Origin of the sequence: Nocardia mexicana NBRC 108244, assembly GCF_001613165.1 — a bacterium.
GTDB classification, from domain to species: domain Bacteria; phylum Actinomycetota; class Actinomycetes; order Mycobacteriales; family Mycobacteriaceae; genus Nocardia; species Nocardia mexicana.
Genome location: NZ_BDBV01000040.1, coordinates 1 through 15,726 on the forward strand (window position 1 = coordinate 1; position 15,726 = coordinate 15,726).

The following is a 15,726-nucleotide window of genomic DNA, read 5'->3' on the forward strand; positions in this document are numbered from 1 at the left end:
CTAGCGAGCCTTCGATATTGTTGTGCCAGTATTTTTCAGGATTGCGAACCGATTCGGCGACCTCGATGGAAGCAGCGAAGTGTAAGACTCCGTCGAATCCGGCCTCCGGGGTGATGACATCGGCTGCTCGATGGACCGACATGTGATGAAAAGTGGCTTCGGTCGGAAGATTCTCATGAAAGCCGGTGGACAAGTTGTCGATGATCTCGACCTGATGACCGGCTTCGATCAGTTGGTGTGCGACTACCGAACCGATGTATCCGGCGGCGCCGGTTACGAGCAACTTCACCGTTCGAATCCTCCTCTTGGACAAGTTCTCCCGATGGTAGCTGAGACGAACGATGGAGCGCGGCGCGCCCGTTGCCGCCACGCGTGGTCAGCGCGTCGGTTGTTCGTCTGAGTCCGATGGGCCTCGGTCTGCGACTCGAAACGTATTCGATACACTCGCTCGGTATCCTGCGGCGGCGCTTTTCGAATGCCCGCTTCAATCCACATTCAGCGCGTCGGCTGTCGGTTGTTTGCTCGCGCGCCTACCGGAACCGGGTGTGAGCTGGTCGAGAATCTCTCGCGTGGCCGGCGATAGGCAGGTCGATCCTGCTGACTTGGTGATATCTGGGTCAGACGTGGCGGTGAGTCACGGCGTGGTGAACGCCGCGGGTGGAGACGGTAGCGATGCGGTTGCCGTAGGTCGTTGTGGCCAGCGACGTCGACAGCCGCTGAGCCTCCCGCGCCGCCGATTCAGTTCCGGATCTCGTGCTGCTAGAGGTTTGCACCAGCGCAGTTGATCGCTCTGCGCGTTTCAGTGCGCGACGAATAGCGTATGAACGACGAACAGTGCCCTCGAGGAACCGAACCTGCAAACGCCAAGAACCGCCCTGGACAGCGAAAACGGTGTTGCAGTTCAGTGCCCCCGGCAGGATTCGAACCTGCGACACCCGCTTTAGGAGAGCGGTGCTCTATCCCCTGAGCTACGAGGGCGGATCGGTTCGTGGTGCGAACCGGGTTCCGGGCTTGGGCGGAGTTTACCCGGTGGGTCAATGATCGACGGCATCGTGGCGGTCGGGGGTGGCGGGGCGGGTCAGGGGGCGGGGGTGGTGGCCTCGTCGTAGGCGGTGGGGTCGAAGCGGCGGGTCTTCCAGCGGAACAGGACGGTGGCGCCGGGCCAGTTGTTGGTGATGCGGCCGGAGGCGTAGCGGTACCAGCTGGAGCAGAAGTTCCAGGGGGTGTCCTTCAGGCGCTTCTGCAGCCAGTCGTCCCAGGATTGTTCGGCCGCGGGGCGGGCCGCGAGGAAGTGGCCGGGGCGCCGGGCCAGGTACTGCACGGCCTGGCGGATGTAGCGGGCCTGCGATTCCAGCATGTAGATGATCGAACCGGCGCCGACGTTGGTGTTCGGGCCGTACATGAGGAACAGGTTCGGGAAGCCGGGCACGGACATGCCCAGGTAGGCGCGGGCGCCCTCGGGGGACCACTCGTCGGCGAGCTTGCGCCCGCCGACGCCGTAGATGTTCATCGGCGCCAGGAACTCGGTGCCCTTGAAACCGGTGCCGTAGACGATCACGTCGACCTCGTGCTCGACGCCGTCGGCGGTGCGGATGCCGGTCGGGGTGATCGCCTCGATGGCGGTGGTCTCCACCGTGACGTTCGGCTGCCCGAGCGCCGGGAAGTAGTCGTTGGAGAACAGTCCGCGCTTGCAGCCCGCCGCGTAGTCGGGGGTCAGCTTGCGACGCAGCTCCGGATCCGGAACCTGTTGGGCGCGATGGCGATCCGCGATCGCGATGACGGGCTTCTTGATAGCGGGGATGTCGGTGAGCGCCAGCGACATCACCTCGAAGAAGGTCCAGATCGCGAAGCGCTCGGCGAGGCGGCTCGGCGGGAAGTACTTGAACAGCGCGTGATGCGTTGCGGTGTACTCGGTATCGAACTTCGGCAGCACCCACGCGGCCGAGCGCTGGAATAGCGTGAGGTGCTCGACCCTCGGCTGGATCGCCGGAATGTATTGAATCGCACTGGCTCCCGTGCCGATGCAGGCGACCCGCTTACCGGTGAGGTCGACGCCGTGGTCCCATTCGGCGGAGTGGAACGCGGCCCCGGTGAAGGTGTCGACGCCCGGGATGTTCGGCATCGCCGGGCGCGACAGCTGACCCACGGCGGGCATCAGGATGTCGGCGGTCAGGGTCGCGCCGTCCTTGGTCCGGACCTGCCAGACTCCCTGCCGTTCATCGAATTCCGCGTCGGTGACCTCGGTCCCGAAACGGATCTTCGCGGGCAGTCCGTACTTCTCCGCCACCGATCGCATGTAGGCGTGGATATCGGCCTGCTGCGAAAACCGCCGCGGCCAATCGGATTTCGGCTCGTAGGACCACGAGTACAGCGGCGACGGCACGTCGCAGGCGGCGTTCGGGTAGGTGTTCTCGCGCCACACGCCGCCGAGATCGTCGGCCTTCTCCAGGATCGTGTAGTTGTCCAGCCCGGCGCGCTGCAGCTCCAGCGCCATGCCGAGTCCGGCGAATCCGGCGCCGATGATGAGGATGGACGGGGTGCGAGTCATACCATGAGGTTAAGTGTTCCCACCCTCGGCGCGAAGAGATCAACGGCCAGCAGATCCATATTTTCGGCCATGACCGAAAGGATATTCGTGCAGGTCATCGCGCCTGAAGCTGGAATCCGGGGTATCCGCCGTCGCGTTCGGCGTCGCAGTGCCGCCGGTAGTTGCCGAAGCCGCCCAGGTAGGGCATGAACACCCGCTTCTTGCCGCTGACGTTGGCGCCCAGATACCAGGAGTTCGCCCGCACGAACAGCGTGCCCGCGGCCACCTCGCCCAGGTGGTCGGTCCACCGGGCCGCGGCGTCGGCGCGGGCCTCGGCCCGGGTGATGCCGGTCCGCCGGGCGTGTTCGATGAGATCGAAGACCCAGTCGATCTGCTGCTCGGAGTGCAGCACCATATTCGCCAGCACCGACGGCGTGCCGATGCTGTTGATACTGAACATATTCGGGGATCCGGGCAGCCCGAAGCCCAGATAGGTCACCGGTCCGTCGCCGAGCGCATCGCGAATGTTCGCCCCGGCCGCGCCCCGGATGTCGATGCGCAGCAGGGCTCCGGTCATCGCGTCGAAACCGGTGGCATAGACGAGCGTGTCGAGCTCGATGAACCCGTCCGCGGTGCGGATCCCGCCCGGGGTGATCTCCTCGATAGGCTCCCGCCGCAGATTCACCAGATGCACGTTGGGCCGGTTGAACGTCTCGTAGTAGCCGGTATCGGTGCAGATGCGCTTGGTGCCGATCGGGTGGTCGTCCGGGATCAGGTCGGCGGCGACCCGCGGATCGTCGATGCGGGCGCGGATCTTGGCCTCGGCGAACTCGCGCACGATGTCGTTGGCCACCGGATCGCTGTTCTGGTCCGGGAATACCTTGTTGAACAGCACGCCCCCGCCGTTCCAGCGCTCCTCCAGCGCGGCGGTGCGCTCGTCGTCGGTGCAGTCCAGTGCCTTGCGCGGATGCCCTTCGTGCGGGGTGGCGGCCGGTGCGTATGCCGACTTCTGCCGTCGCGCAACGTATTCCGCGCGGATGCGCCGATGGTCGCTGGCCGTGAGCGGCCGATTCGGGCACGGCACACTGTAATTGGCGGTGCGCTGGAATACGGTCAGCCGCGCGCATTCGCGGGCGATGATCGGCGTGATCTGGATGCCGGAGGATCCGGTGCCGATCACCCCGACCCGCTTGCCCTCGAACGACACTCCCCGTTCGGGCCAGCGCGAGGTGAACAGCTCCTCGCCCGCGAAGGTGTCGACGCCCGGGATGTCCGGCCGGATCGGCGCGGACAGGCATCCGGTGGCGAAGACGACGAATCGCGCGCGGTGCCGGGCGCCGTCGTCGGTGCGCAGCGTCCAGGTCGCGGTGTCCTCGTCGAACCGCGCCGCGGTGACCGTGCGCCCGAAGCGGAAGTGCCGCAACAGATCGAAGCGCCGCGCCACGTGCTCGAGATAGGCGAGAATCTCCGGCTGCGCCGCGAACTTCTCGCTCCAGCGCCAGCTGCTCTGCAGATCCTCGTCGAAGGAGTAGGAGTAGTCGATGCTCTCCACGTCGCAGCGGGCGCCCGGGTAGCGGTTCCAATACCAGGTGCCGCCGACGCCCGGCGCCGCCTCGATCCCGATCACGTCCAGCCCGGAGCACACCGCCCGGTGCACGCCGTAGAGTCCGGCGAATCCGGCTCCGACGATGATCACGTCGCGAATATCCTGCTCAACACGGTCCTGCATAGGTCCCTCTCCGACGGGTGGCGCGAAGAAGTTTCGTATCGCCATATTTCTTCTAGAAATATCTGCCCGGATGTGCTCCGTGGGAGGTCGTGTCCCGGTCATCAGGACGATTGCCGGTCGTCGCCGCGAGCGGCGGGGCGTGCGCGGCCGGGTGGACGACGGCGGGCCCGGCGTTTCGACTGGACAGGCGACCGCTCGGCTCCTTACTATTTTCCACTAGGAAGTTGCTCGAAATAGCCTGTCCTGGTGTGGGTTTGGTGATTCGGCGGTGCCGCAGGGGGTGTCGTCGCAAGACCGGGCGCACATCGGACGGTCTGCCGATCGGTAACTCGCGTCGGGTGTGACGATCGGCAGAGGGCGGCTGCGTGCGGCGAAGGTGGGGTTCGTCGCGTGCAGCCGCCTTTTCTCTCGATCGCCCATCAATAGCCATGGTGGCGGCCCGCACCGGTGTTTTATTATCTGCGTATGAATGCAGGTAGCCAGGCACCTCGCTCGCCGATCGAGGAGGATCAGGTGCGGCTGGTGGTCGAGGTGTTCCGCATGCTGGCCGACGCCACCCGGGTGCAGGTGCTGTGGGCGCTGGTCGATCGCGAACTGTCGGTCAACGACCTCGCCGCCCATGTGGGCAAGCCGGCGCCCTCGGTCTCCCAGCATCTGGCGAAGCTGCGCATGGCCCGCCTGGTCCGCACCCGCCGGGAGGGCACCACCATTCACTACGCCCTCGAGAACGACCACGTGCGGCAACTGGTCGTGGATGCGGTCCACAATGCGGAGCACGCCGGGCCCGGGGTGCCCGCCCATCATCGCCGGGAGGCGGCGGTGCGGGAGCTGCCGCGGCAGGAGACGGGCAGATGAACGACCCGAAACGCACTGCGCTCCAAGGCCCTCCGGACCGCGAGAACAGTGATGCCCGTCGGCATGGTCATCAGCATTCCGGTGCGCCCGCCCCGGCTCATGGGCACGACCACTCGCACCACCACGGCCTGCTCGGCGTCCTGCGCGAGCTGTTCGTCCCGCACTCGCACGATCCCGCCGACAGCATCGATGACGTGCTGGAGTCCAGTGCGATCGGGATCCGCGCGGTGAAGATCGGCCTGGCGGTGCTGGGAATCACCGCGGCGCTGCAGATTTCGATCGTCGCGTGGTCGGGGTCGGTGGCGCTGGCGGCCGATACGATCCACAACTTCTCCGATGCGCTGACGGCGATACCGCTGTGGATCGCCTTCGCGCTCGGCCGCCGCGCGGCGACCCGGCGCTACACCTACGGGTTCGGCCGCGCCGAGGATCTGGCGGGGCTGTTCGTCATCGCGATGATCACGCTGTCCGCCCTGATCGCGGGCTACGAGGCGGTGCTGCGGCTGATCCATCCGATTCCGATCGGTCATCTGGGCTGGGTCGCGGCCGCGGGCCTGGTCGGCTTCGCCGGCAACGAGGTCGTCGCGCTCTACCGCATCCGGGTCGGGCGGCGCATCGGGTCGGCCGCGCTGGTGGCCGACGGGCTGCACGCGCGCGTGGACGGGTTCACCTCTCTCGCAGTCGTTCTCGGTGCCGCGGGGGTGGCGCTGGGCTTCCCGCTCGCCGATCCGATCGTCGGCCTGCTGATCACGATCGCCATCCTGGGCGTGCTGCGCTCGGCCGCGCGCGACGTGTTCGGGCGACTGCTGGACGGCGTCGATCCGGGGCTGGTGGCGACCGCGGAGCACGCGCTGTCGGCCGAACCCGGGGTGCTGCGGGTGCGCAGCGTGCGGATGCGCTGGGTGGGCCACCGCCTGCAGGCCGATGCGGAACTCGACGTGGACCCGGCGACGAGCCTGCACGAGGCGCACCGCATCGCGCACGGCGCCGAGCACACCCTTGCGCATGTGGTGCCGAAGCTGGACCGGGCGCTGGTGCACGCCTACCCTGCGCACACGTGATCTTCGCCGGGTCGTCCCATGTTTTCGCTGCTAGCGAGGGCTCTTGTGCGGGCGGCCGACTTCAGTCGAGCCCCCTCCCACGGTGTCCGAATTCGGCTATCCTCGCGGCAGTGTGACCTCGTTCACTGGTGAGGAGTGGCGTTTCAGATGTTGAGCACGATGCAGGACGAGCAGCTGTCGCTGGCGACTTTGCTGCGGTACGCGACAACGTTCCACGGCGACGCCACGGTGTCCACGTGGACCGGCGACGGCGTGCGCACCACGACCTATCGCGAACTGGGCGTCGAATGCGCCCGGCTGGCGAATGCCCTGCGCAGTCTGGGCATCGGCGACGGTGACCGGGTCGGCACGTTCATGTGGAACAACACCGAGCACATGGCGGCTTACGCCGCGGTGCCCGCGATGGGGGCGGTGCTGCACGCGCTCAACATCCGGTTGTTCCCGGAGCAATTGGTCTATGTGGCCAACCACGCCGAGGACCAGGTCGTGATCGTGGACGGCTCGCTGGTGCCGATGTTCGCCCAGTACCTGCCGAACCTGAAGACGGTGCGCCACGTACTCGTCGCCGACGGCGACCCGGCCAGCCTGACCGCGCCCGCGGGCGTGCAGGTGCATTCGTACGCGGAACTGCTTGCCGCGCAACCGGATACCTTCGACTACCCGGTGATCGACGAACGTTCGGCGGCCGGTATGTGCTACACCTCCGGCACCACCGGCGATCCGAAGGGCGTCGTCTACTCGCACCGCTCGAACTGGCTGCACGCCATGCAGGTGATCTCGCCCAACAGCATGGGTTTCACCGCCCAGGACACCGTGCTCACGATCGTCCCGCTGTTCCACGCCAACTCGTGGGGCATCCCGTACGCGGCCATGATGGCGGGCGCGAGCCTGCTGATGCCCGACCGGTTCCTGCAGCCGGCGCCGCTGCTGCAGATGATGGCCGCGGTGCGGCCGACCTTCGCCGCGGCGGTGCCGACCATCTGGGGCGGGGTGCTGGCGGGGCTGGACGCGCAGCCCCAGGACATTTCGCACCTGCGGACCTGCGTGGTCGGCGGCTCGGCGGTGCCGCCCGCCATGATGCGGGCCTTCCAGGAGAAGTACGGCGTGCGGCTGCTGCACGCCTGGGGTATGACCGAGACCTCTCCGCTGGGCAGTGTCGGCCACCCGCCCCGCGGCGCCGAGGGCGAGGACGAATGGGCCTACCGCTTCACCCAGGGGCGTTTCCCGGCGTCGGTGCAGGCGCGGCTGGTCGGCGACGACGGCTCGGTGCAGCCCAATGACGGAGAGTCGCTGGGGGAGTTGGAGGTTCGCGGTCCGTGGATCACCGGCTCGTACTATTCGCCCCAGGGGTCGGAGGTGGATCCGGACAAGTTCCACGACGGCTGGCTGCGCACCGGAGACGTCGGCAAGATCAGCCCCGACGGCTACCTGACGCTGGTCGACCGGTCCAAGGACGTGATCAAGTCCGGCGGCGAGTGGATCTCCTCGGTCGATCTGGAGAACGCGATCATGGGCCACCCGGCCGTCGCCGAGGCGTCGGTGATCGGCATCCCCGACGAGAAATGGGACGAGCGCCCCCTGGTGGCGGTCGTGCTCAAGGAGGGCGGCGCCGCCGATCCCGCCGACCTCCGCGACTTCCTCGCCGACAAGTTCGCCAAGTGGCAGCTGCCCGACCATTGGGCCTTCATCGACGAGATTCCCAAGACCAGCGTCGGCAAGTTCGACAAGAAGCGGCTGCGGGCGCGGTACGCCGACGGGGACCTGAAGGTGGCCACGCTGTAGGTCCGCCCCGGCGTGCCCGGGTGCTGTTGGCAGACTGTCAACAGGATGTACCCTGAGCGTGCCCGGTCCGGTGACCGGGCACGCAGTGGTGCGCAGGAAGGATGCTTCATGGCCGAGACGAACAGCGACGCTCCGGCGTTCGCGGACATGGTGAACGGGGCGCTGGAGTTCACGATTCCGATCGCGCACAAGATGGGTGTGCAGGCGCTCGAGGTGCGGCCGGGCTTCGCCGCGACCACGGTGCCGATCGAGGGCAACGGAAACCACTTCGGTGTCATGTACGCGGGCGTGCTGTTCACCGTCGCCGAAATCCTCGGTGGCGCAATCCCTATCGCCACCTTCGACAGTGCGAAGTACTACCCGCTGGTCAAGGATCTGCAGATCTTCTTCCGCAAGCCCGCCAAGACCGATGTGCGCGCCGAGGCGTCGATCTCGGAGGAGGAGATCGCCCGCATCACGGCCGATGCCGAGGCCAACGGCAAGGCCGACTTCACCCTGAAGGCTACGGTGACCGATGCCGACGGCGTCGTGGTCGCCGAGACGCAGGGCCTGTATCAGCTGCGCACGCACGGGAAATAGCGGCCGCATCTGCTGCTGGGCGGGGTGGCGCGCTCCGGGTTAACCTGGGGGCGCATGCCAAAAGGCGGGTGGACGAGGAGGTCCGGCATGGTTGCGTTGCGTGCTGGGATTGCGCGAGATATTCGGCGCGGCAAGGGGGTTGGGCGATGACATTATCGCTGCTGCGGACGTTGGGCACCCGGGCGTGGACCGAGCTGGAGTACCTGCGGGTGTGTGTGGGCAGCGGGCTGGTCGGCATCGAGTCGCCGCTGACGCTGCTGTCGGCGGGCTCGGCGTTCCTGCGATACGGCGGTCTGCCTGCGCTGCTGACACTTTCGGCGGCCCGCTACGGCGACCGCACCGCGGTGCTCGACGAGCTGGGCGCCCTGAGCTATCGCGCCCTCGACGAGCGCAGCAACCGGCTGGCCAACGAGTGGCGCAAGCGCGGGCTGCGGTCGGGCGAGGGCGTGGCGATCCTGGCCCGCAACCACCGCGGGCTGCTGGACGCGGTATTCGCCGCCGCCAAGTGTGGTGCCCGGATCATCCTGCTGAACACCGATTTCGCGGGCCCGCAGCTGCGCGACGTCGCCGCCCGCGAGGGGGTCGACCTGCTGGTCTACGACGAGGAGTACGAGCCGATCCTCGGCGACCTGAGCCCGCGCCGGGGCGCGTATCGCGCCTGGACGGATTCCAGCCATCCGAGCAGCCTCGAATCGCTCATCGCCGCGGGCTCGTCCGAGGCGCCGCCCGCATCCGGGCCGAGCTCCAAGATCATCCTGCTGACCAGCGGCACCACCGGCACCCCGAAGGGGGCGCCGCGGTCGGAACCGCGCTCGCTGGAGCCGCTCGGGGCGGTGCTGAGCCGGGTGCCGTTCCGCACCCGCGAGGTGACCGAATGCCCGGCACCGCTGTTTCATACCCTGGGCTTCGCAATGTCGTTGCTGGCCATCGGCTTCGGCTCCACGCTGGTGATCCGCCGCCGCTTCGATCCGCAGCAGGTGATCGACAGCATGTCCCGCCACCGTGCCACCGCGCTGATCACGGTGCCGGTGATGCTGTCCCGCATCGTCGAACTCGGCCCGCAGGCGCTGACCGGTCGCGACTTGTCAAGGCTGCGAATCGTTTTCGTGGCCGGGTCGCAGCTCGGCGCCGATCTGTGCCGCCGGGTGACGGCCCTGTTCGGGCCGGTGGTCTACAACCTGTACGGCTCCACCGAGGTTGCCTACGCCAGCATCGCCACGCCCGCCGATCTCGCCGCGGAGCCCGGCTGCGTGGGCAAGCCGGTGCTCGGCGCGGTGGTGAAGATCCTGGACGACTCCGGTGCCGAGGTTCCCGTCGGAGTCACGGGCCGCATCTTCGTCGCCAATGCCGCGCAGTTCGAGGGCTACACCGGCGGTGGCGGCAAGGAGCGGGTCCGCGGCCTGATGTCCTCCGGCGACGTCGGCCACTTCGATTCCGCCGGTAGGCTTTTCATCGACGGACGCGACGACGACATGATCGTCTCCGGCGGCGAGAACGTCTTCCCCGGCGAGGTCGAGGAACTCCTCAACGCGCACAACGGGATTCGAGAGGCCGCCGTGATCGGTGTCCCCGACGACGAGTTCGGCGCCCGCCTGGCGGCCTACGTCGTCCGCGACGAGGAGGCGCTGACGGTCGACGACATCCGATCGCACGTCAAGGCGAACCTCGCGCGCTACAAGGTCCCCCGCGAGGTGGTCTTCCTGGAGGAGCTGCCCCGCAACCCCACGGGCAAGATCCTCAAGCGCAAGCTGCGCGAGCTGTAATAGACGGCAAATGCGCCTCGACTACTTGTCGCTCTTGTCGACCGCAGTGGTTGTGCGGTAGCGACGGATCTTGATGCCCAGCTTCTCGGCTTCGCGACGGCGCGCCTCGCGCTGCTCCGGCGTCAACCGAACGCGGGTTGCACGCATCGCTTCCTGCGTCAATGCACCCATCACACGCCTCCTGTCACGAATGCCTGAATACGCCACATGCTACGCGCTGTATCCCAATCAACACCAACGATGAAGTAGCTGCGCGCGTCAATAAGTAACACTTCCCGCTCTGCAGGCACGGTGGCCAGCTCGCCCAGGCGCAGGGCCGGGGTGCCTGCAGGCACGATCAAGTCCAGAATCACCGGATCGCGATGGAGCATCGACCGGGGCGGGTCGACCAGACCACACGTCGACAGGAAACCCCTGTGCGTGAATTGCTCCTCGACCAGCGCGTACGCCGAAGTTTCGTCCACGATGCCGTAAAGCGCAGCCTCGGACTCGCGGGTTACGCGCACGGACTCGCTCAGCGGGTATTTCGCGAGGCCGGATCGGATCAGGTTGATGTGCCGCTTCAGGACAGGCGTCATCGGGGCATGCCCCCATAAAGCGTCGTTGATCAGTTGAAAGAAGTTCAGGGCATAGGCGCGGATCGCTCCGCTTTCCTCCGAAGTGAGGAGGGTTAGGTCCTGACCTGCGAGGGCTACCTCGCCTGGCCGAGTATTCGCGAAAACATCATCGTCCGCATCCGCCACACACGCATTGTTCAGCATCGCCGGTTCGCCCCCGGGTACGCGTGCCGTGTAGCCCACCCGCCGTCCAGGACCGACCCCACGCAAGGGCGCAGTGGCATGTGGTGAAGCTGCGCTTCTCGGACCGCTACTCCGAGCCGGTTGGCAAAGGTCGACAAAGCCGTCGGCGCGGATTCGGTCCGGCGTCACCGGCTGGCGCGCCTGGACGCGACCGCGGCGCCCGGCCGCTCGCAGTGGTCGCAGGCCCCCGCCCGGTTCGAGCCGGGGCTGCAGCCGACGGCGCTGCTGCCCTACGCCGGGGGTGCCGCGTCTCCGGTGACCTTCCGGTACTGATTGCCGACGCGGCGGTGTCGCAGCCGGGACCTGGGGTGATGAGAGGGAAAGATGCTTTCCAGCTCACCACCGGGACCCGGAAGGAGACGCCGATGGCGAAGTGGACAGCCGATGAGCTCAACAGGATCGCGGAAACCGAAGAACTGCAACTGGCGGCGGCGGGGCGGGACGGCACGCTGCGCATGCCGGTGACGATCTGGGTGGTGCGGCACGGCCGCGACCTCTACGTGCGCTCGGTGAACGGGCCGGACGCGGCGTGGTACCGGACGGCGGTGGACAGCGGGCGCGGCCGGATCCGGGCCGGCAGTATCGACCAGGACATCACCTTCGTCGACGCCGACCCCGCCCGCAACGACGATATCGATACCGAGTACGCCGCGAAGTACCAGCGCTACGCCGCCAGTATCATCGCCGAAATCACCGGCGCCAGAGCACGATCCACAACGCTCAAGCTGCTTCCGCAGGGCTAGCGCGCACCGGCTACCGTCGTCTTCCCGGCATGGTCTCGGCCGGAACGGTGTGAGCATGCGAAACCGGCGCGGGCGGAAGGGGTCCGCCTGCGCCGGTCGCGTATTCGGTTAGCAGTTACGCAGTTCCGGGCTCTGGTTGAGCAGCTGAGCGCGGGTCGAGATGAACCGCGTGTACGTCTCGCCACCGACCTCCGACAGCGGGAACGCCGCTACCCGGTGGCAGTTCTGGAACGCGATCTTGATCCCGAAGTGCCGCTCCAGGCCGCCGCGGATGGAGTCGGACGCCATGGCGCGCAGCAGCTGGCCGCGGGCCGTCTCGTCCGGCGGGGGTACCTGATTGTCGGCGAATTCGGCTGTGCCGGAACGCAGATCGGCTGCCACCCTGCTGACCACCTCGTAGGCGTAGGGCAGCGAGTTGCGGACGCATTCGACGAACTCGTCGTCGGAGACCTCACCGCGTTCGGCGCGTTCGAGCAGTGCGGTAGGTACGTCGAGTGACATAACGCTCTCCTCATGGGATGGCGGATGATGTCATCTGATTCTAAACGAAAAAGGTTGTCAACAATCCTGGATTGTGCGCGAAAGTCCTAGTTTCAGAGCACTTTTCATATCAGCCGACAAGGTGCGCACCAGATCCTCGGCGGGTAACTCGCCGGTCAGCGCATGTGTTTGACCTGCCCAGAGGTTCACCGCATCGGCGTTGCCGTCGGCCCGCGCCTGCTTGCGCAACGGCCCGGTGGCGTAATGGATTTCGGGGTAGGCGGCGGGCGCGTCGGGGTGGTCGAGGATGAACCGGTTGCGCAGTCCGCGGGCTCGGCGGCCGCTGAAGGCGCGGGTGAGCATCGTCGGGGTGTCGATGGTCAGGGCGTCGCGATGCAGCTGCGCCGTCCCGGCCTCGGGGCAGTTCAGGAAGGCCGTGCCCAGCTGTACGGCCGCCGCACCGGCGACCAGCGCCGCGGCGGCGGCCGCGCCCGTGGCGATGCCGCCCGCCGCCACCACCGGCAGGTCGGTCGTGCCCGCGAGCAACTGCAGCAGCGCCAGCGTCGACAGCGGATCGGCCGTGTCGTCTTCGGGCCGGTCCACGAACGTCGCCCGGTGCCCGCCCGCCTCGGCGCCCTGGGCGATCAGGACGTCCGCGCCCGCCTCGGCCGCGATGCGCGCCTCACCGACCGAGGTGACCGTCACCCACACCTCCGAACCGACCGCACGCAGCCGGGCGATCTCGGCCGCCGACGGGCAGCCGAAGGTGAAGGACACGACCGCCACCGGATCGGTGACCAGCGCGTCCAGCTTGGCCTCCCAGTCGTCGGTATCGAATCGCGCCTCGCCGAGCGGGAAGTTGCGCCCGACCTGTTCCAGATAGCGGTCGAACCGCTCGGCGGGCGTCGGCGCGCTCGGAACGAACAGGTTCACGCCGAACGGGACGGCATTCGCGCCGGTCTCCGACAGCAGGGCCCGGGTTCGCACGATGCGGTCGGCGGTGTCACCCGCGCTCAGGTAGCCGGCGGCGAGGAAGCCGAGCCCGCCCGCGGCCGACACCGCGGCGGCGAGTTCGGGTGTGGAGGGTCCGCCCGCCATCGGCGCCAGCACGATCGGGGTTCGCAGCTCGTCGATGATCACCCCTCCAGTCTGGCGTATGTAACGGTCGCGCAGGACGGTGATACCCCTCTCACCTGGACTTTTTCGCCGGAAGGTTGCGAAAAGGTCACGGCGGAGTACAGTTTGCGTCACAGCAGATGCCGAATCGTTACCGAAAATGGGGTTTCGACCCGGCTCCGCATCCGAAGTTGATCGACGCTAGGACGAGCCTTGCCGCAGCACCGTGAGACCTCCAGTTCCGTATCTGTTCAGGACCTGCTCGGAGATGGTGCCGCCGGTCGGCCGAACCGGCATCGTGCCGAGCCGCGTACCGCCGACCGGATGAAACTGGCGGCCAGCGCCGCGGTCGCGGCCGGTGCCATCGTCGGCACCGCCGCTCAGCTCGCCCATGCCGCGCCGCTGCTTCCGGTGAGTCACGACAGCACCAGCACCGACGACGTCGCGCTGGAGCCGGCCTCCGAGCCGGTCGAGCCGGCGCGGGCGGCCACCGCCGCCCCCGTGGCCGCCGAGGAACCCGCCCCGGCCCCGGTGGAGGCGGCGCCCATCGCCGCCCCCGCGCCTCCCGCGCCGTTCGGGCTACAGAATCTACCGCCGGAGGTCGCCGGTCCGCTGTCGCAGGCCGAGCAGGTGATCAAGGGCCTGCAGAACCAGGTCGCCCCGGCTCCCGCGGTCCGCCCGGTCGCCGGTGTCGTGAGCTCCGACTTCGGATCCCGGTGGGGCGCCTTCCACTACGGTGTCGACTTCGCCGATACGCTCGGCGCCCCGATTCGCTCGGTGGCCAGCGGCACGGTGATCGAGGCGGGCCCGGCGTCGGGCTTCGGCCTGTGGGTCCGCGTCCGGCACGACGACGGCGCCACCGCGGTCTACGGCCACGTCAACGACATCCTGACCAACGTCGGCCAGCGCGTGAACGCCGGTGATGTCATCGCCACCGTCGGCAACCGCGGCAACTCCACCGGTCCGCACCTGCACCTCGAGATCTGGGATCCCAGCGACGTGAAGATCGATCCCACGCCCTACCTGGCCAGCAAGGGTGTCATCCTGTCGCAGCAGTCGTGGGGACCCGAGTAATCGTCGCGGGTGTCAACGGTCGCGCGCTGTCGCGGCCGGCGGTTGCGGGGGCTGGTGATGTGACAGGTTTACACGAATTGTTCGATTCCAGGTCTCTGCAGGGGCGCGCGTACGCGGCCCTGGTGCAACATCCGCGGTCCAGCCTGATCGAGTTGGCGTCCTATCTGGAATGCCCCCTGGAGGTCGCGGAGGCATCGCTGGACCGGCTGTGCGAGCTGCAGGCGGCCGTGCGCATCGATACCAACGGCCGCACCGTATGGGACGCCCATGCCCCGGAAGCGTTGTCGGAGGCCGAATCCCGGCGGCGGCAGGGCGAGACCGCGCGGATGCACGCGGCGGCGGCCCGGCTGGGCGAGACGTTCCGATCGGTGCGGCGCACTGTGCGCGGCGGCGGCACCATCGTGCCGATGTACGAAACCCGGGAGCTGGTCGCCGAATTCGAGGATCTGCAGCGAGCGGCCCGCAACAGCGTGCGGCTGGTCGAGCGCGGGCCCTACATCTGTGACGCCGACAAGGCCGAGCGGATGTTCGAGCTGAAATCGGCCCGCATCGACGCCGGGATCCGCTATCAGACCCTGTACCAGGACACCGTCTATCAGGACCCGGATCGGCTGCGGCACGCCCTCGCCACCAATTCCGCCGGTGCCCTGGCGCGCACCCTGCCCGATCCGCCGCTGAAGGTGATGATCGTCGACGGCGAGCGGGCCAGCCTGATGCTGCACAGCGACGAGCGGCGCGGCGATCCGATGGGCCTGCGGATCGGTCCGTCGCCGACGCTGGACCTGCTGGTGCGGACCTTCGACGTGCTGTGGTCGCTGGCGGCCCCGATCTCGGTGAATCCGAGCGAACCGCTGGACGAGCGCGACCGCGCCATTCTCACCCTGATGGGGCTGGGCGCCACCGACGACACCATCGCGCGCCGGCTGGGCATGTCCCGGCGGACCGTCGTGCGCCGCACGGCGAGCCTGCTGGAGCGGCTCGGTGCGAGCACCCGCTTCCAGGCGGGCGTGCAGGCCATCCGGCGCGGCTGGCTGTGAGCTTGCTGCTCCGGCGTGAGCGGTCCTGCTCGTAGTCGGCCGCGAATGCTCACCTCTCGGCGTCCGACCCGGATGCGCTGTGATGCAGGCCACTGAATCCGCCTTCCCGCGCAACATCCGAGCACCCTTGTACCGATGAGTTAGAGGAGCTCGCGTAGCCACCGCGGTGCACCGTAACCC

The 15,726-nt window shown here is 67.9% G+C and carries 16 protein-coding genes and 1 tRNA gene; 9 read left to right on the forward strand and 8 right to left on the reverse strand.

The window, feature by feature from the left end:
- The 4 genes from NM1_RS16445 to NM1_RS16460 form a co-directional block, all read right to left on the reverse strand.
- On the reverse strand, positions 1–289 hold a 289-nt coding region (locus NM1_RS16445), incomplete at its 3' end, for an NAD-dependent epimerase/dehydratase family protein (RefSeq protein ID WP_157123930.1).
- 616 nt (positions 290–905) lie between these two features.
- Positions 906–978 (reverse strand) — tRNA-Arg (locus tag NM1_RS16450).
- 100 nt (positions 979–1,078) lie between these two features.
- Positions 1,079–2,548, reverse strand: a complete 1,470-nt coding sequence (locus NM1_RS16455) for a flavin-containing monooxygenase (protein WP_068020476.1) — start codon at positions 2,546–2,548, stop codon at positions 1,079–1,081.
- Positions 2,549–2,642: 94 nt separating this feature from the next.
- On the reverse strand, positions 2,643–4,256 hold the full coding sequence (locus NM1_RS16460) for a flavin-containing monooxygenase (RefSeq protein WP_068020479.1): 1,614 nt from the start codon (positions 4,254–4,256) through the stop codon (positions 2,643–2,645).
- A gap of 465 nt (positions 4,257–4,721) precedes the next feature.
- Here NM1_RS16460 and NM1_RS16465 point away from each other — a divergent pair, with 465 nt between their 5' ends.
- From NM1_RS16465 to NM1_RS16485, 5 genes are all read left to right on the forward strand, one after another.
- Positions 4,722–5,111, forward strand: a complete 390-nt coding sequence (locus NM1_RS16465; RefSeq protein ID WP_068020480.1) for an ArsR/SmtB family transcription factor — start codon at positions 4,722–4,724, stop codon at positions 5,109–5,111.
- Positions 5,108–6,172: a cation diffusion facilitator family transporter gene (locus NM1_RS16470; RefSeq protein WP_084519696.1), complete on the forward strand. Its 1,065-nt coding sequence runs from the start codon at positions 5,108–5,110 to the stop codon at positions 6,170–6,172. The genes NM1_RS16465 and NM1_RS16470 overlap by 4 nt, the downstream gene beginning before the upstream one ends.
- A 147-nt stretch (positions 6,173–6,319) precedes the next feature.
- A complete protein-coding gene (locus tag NM1_RS16475; RefSeq protein WP_068020482.1) occupies positions 6,320–7,954 on the forward strand; it encodes a long-chain fatty acid--CoA ligase in 1,635 nt (544 codons plus the stop codon).
- 108 nt (positions 7,955–8,062) lie between these two features.
- Positions 8,063–8,533, forward strand: coding sequence for a YiiD C-terminal domain-containing protein (locus tag NM1_RS16480; RefSeq protein ID WP_068020484.1), 471 nt, complete (start codon positions 8,063–8,065; stop codon positions 8,531–8,533).
- A gap of 146 nt (positions 8,534–8,679) precedes the next feature.
- Positions 8,680–10,296, forward strand: coding sequence for an acyl-CoA synthetase (locus NM1_RS16485; RefSeq protein ID WP_068020485.1), 1,617 nt, complete (start codon positions 8,680–8,682; stop codon positions 10,294–10,296).
- A gap of 21 nt (positions 10,297–10,317) precedes the next feature.
- On the opposite strand, the gene NM1_RS42285 is transcribed toward NM1_RS16485, so the two are convergent.
- A complete protein-coding gene (locus NM1_RS42285) occupies positions 10,318–10,467 on the reverse strand; it encodes a hypothetical protein (RefSeq protein ID WP_157123933.1) in 150 nt (49 codons plus the stop codon).
- Positions 10,467–11,039, reverse strand: coding sequence for an ADP-ribosyltransferase (locus NM1_RS16490; protein ID WP_068020486.1), 573 nt, complete (start codon positions 11,037–11,039; stop codon positions 10,467–10,469). The genes NM1_RS42285 and NM1_RS16490 overlap by 1 nt, the downstream gene beginning before the upstream one ends.
- Positions 11,040–11,177: 138 nt before the next feature.
- On the opposite strand from NM1_RS16490, the gene NM1_RS16495 reads away from it, so the two are divergent.
- Positions 11,178–11,369, forward strand: a complete 192-nt coding sequence (locus NM1_RS16495; protein ID WP_068020488.1) for a hypothetical protein — start codon at positions 11,178–11,180, stop codon at positions 11,367–11,369.
- Between the two features lie 92 nt (positions 11,370–11,461).
- Positions 11,462–11,839 (forward strand): DUF2255 family protein, encoded by a 378-nt coding sequence (locus NM1_RS16500; RefSeq protein WP_068020490.1) that lies wholly within the window; start codon positions 11,462–11,464, stop codon positions 11,837–11,839.
- A gap of 108 nt (positions 11,840–11,947) precedes the next feature.
- Here NM1_RS16500 and NM1_RS16505 read toward each other — a convergent pair whose 3' ends face one another.
- Positions 11,948–12,340 carry an SCO5389 family protein gene (locus tag NM1_RS16505; protein ID WP_068020491.1) on the reverse strand — a complete coding sequence of 131 codons (393 nt, stop codon included), beginning with the start codon at positions 12,338–12,340 and terminating at the stop codon, positions 11,948–11,950.
- Positions 12,341–12,397: 57 nt separating this feature from the next.
- The gene (locus NM1_RS16510; protein ID WP_174556881.1) at positions 12,398–13,459 is read right to left on the reverse strand and encodes a nitronate monooxygenase; all 1,062 of its coding nucleotides are present in this window, start codon (positions 13,457–13,459) and stop codon (positions 12,398–12,400) included.
- A 300-nt stretch (positions 13,460–13,759) separates the two neighbouring features.
- Between NM1_RS16510 and NM1_RS16515 the strand changes: the two genes are divergently transcribed.
- Both NM1_RS16515 and NM1_RS16520 read left to right on the forward strand, forming a co-directional pair.
- Positions 13,760–14,509, forward strand: coding sequence for a M23 family metallopeptidase (locus NM1_RS16515; protein WP_084519699.1), 750 nt, complete (start codon positions 13,760–13,762; stop codon positions 14,507–14,509).
- A 77-nt stretch (positions 14,510–14,586) separates the two neighbouring features.
- The gene (locus NM1_RS16520; RefSeq protein ID WP_246011572.1) at positions 14,587–15,546 is read left to right on the forward strand and encodes a helix-turn-helix transcriptional regulator; all 960 of its coding nucleotides are present in this window, start codon (positions 14,587–14,589) and stop codon (positions 15,544–15,546) included.
- Positions 15,547–15,726 lie beyond the last annotated feature (180 nt).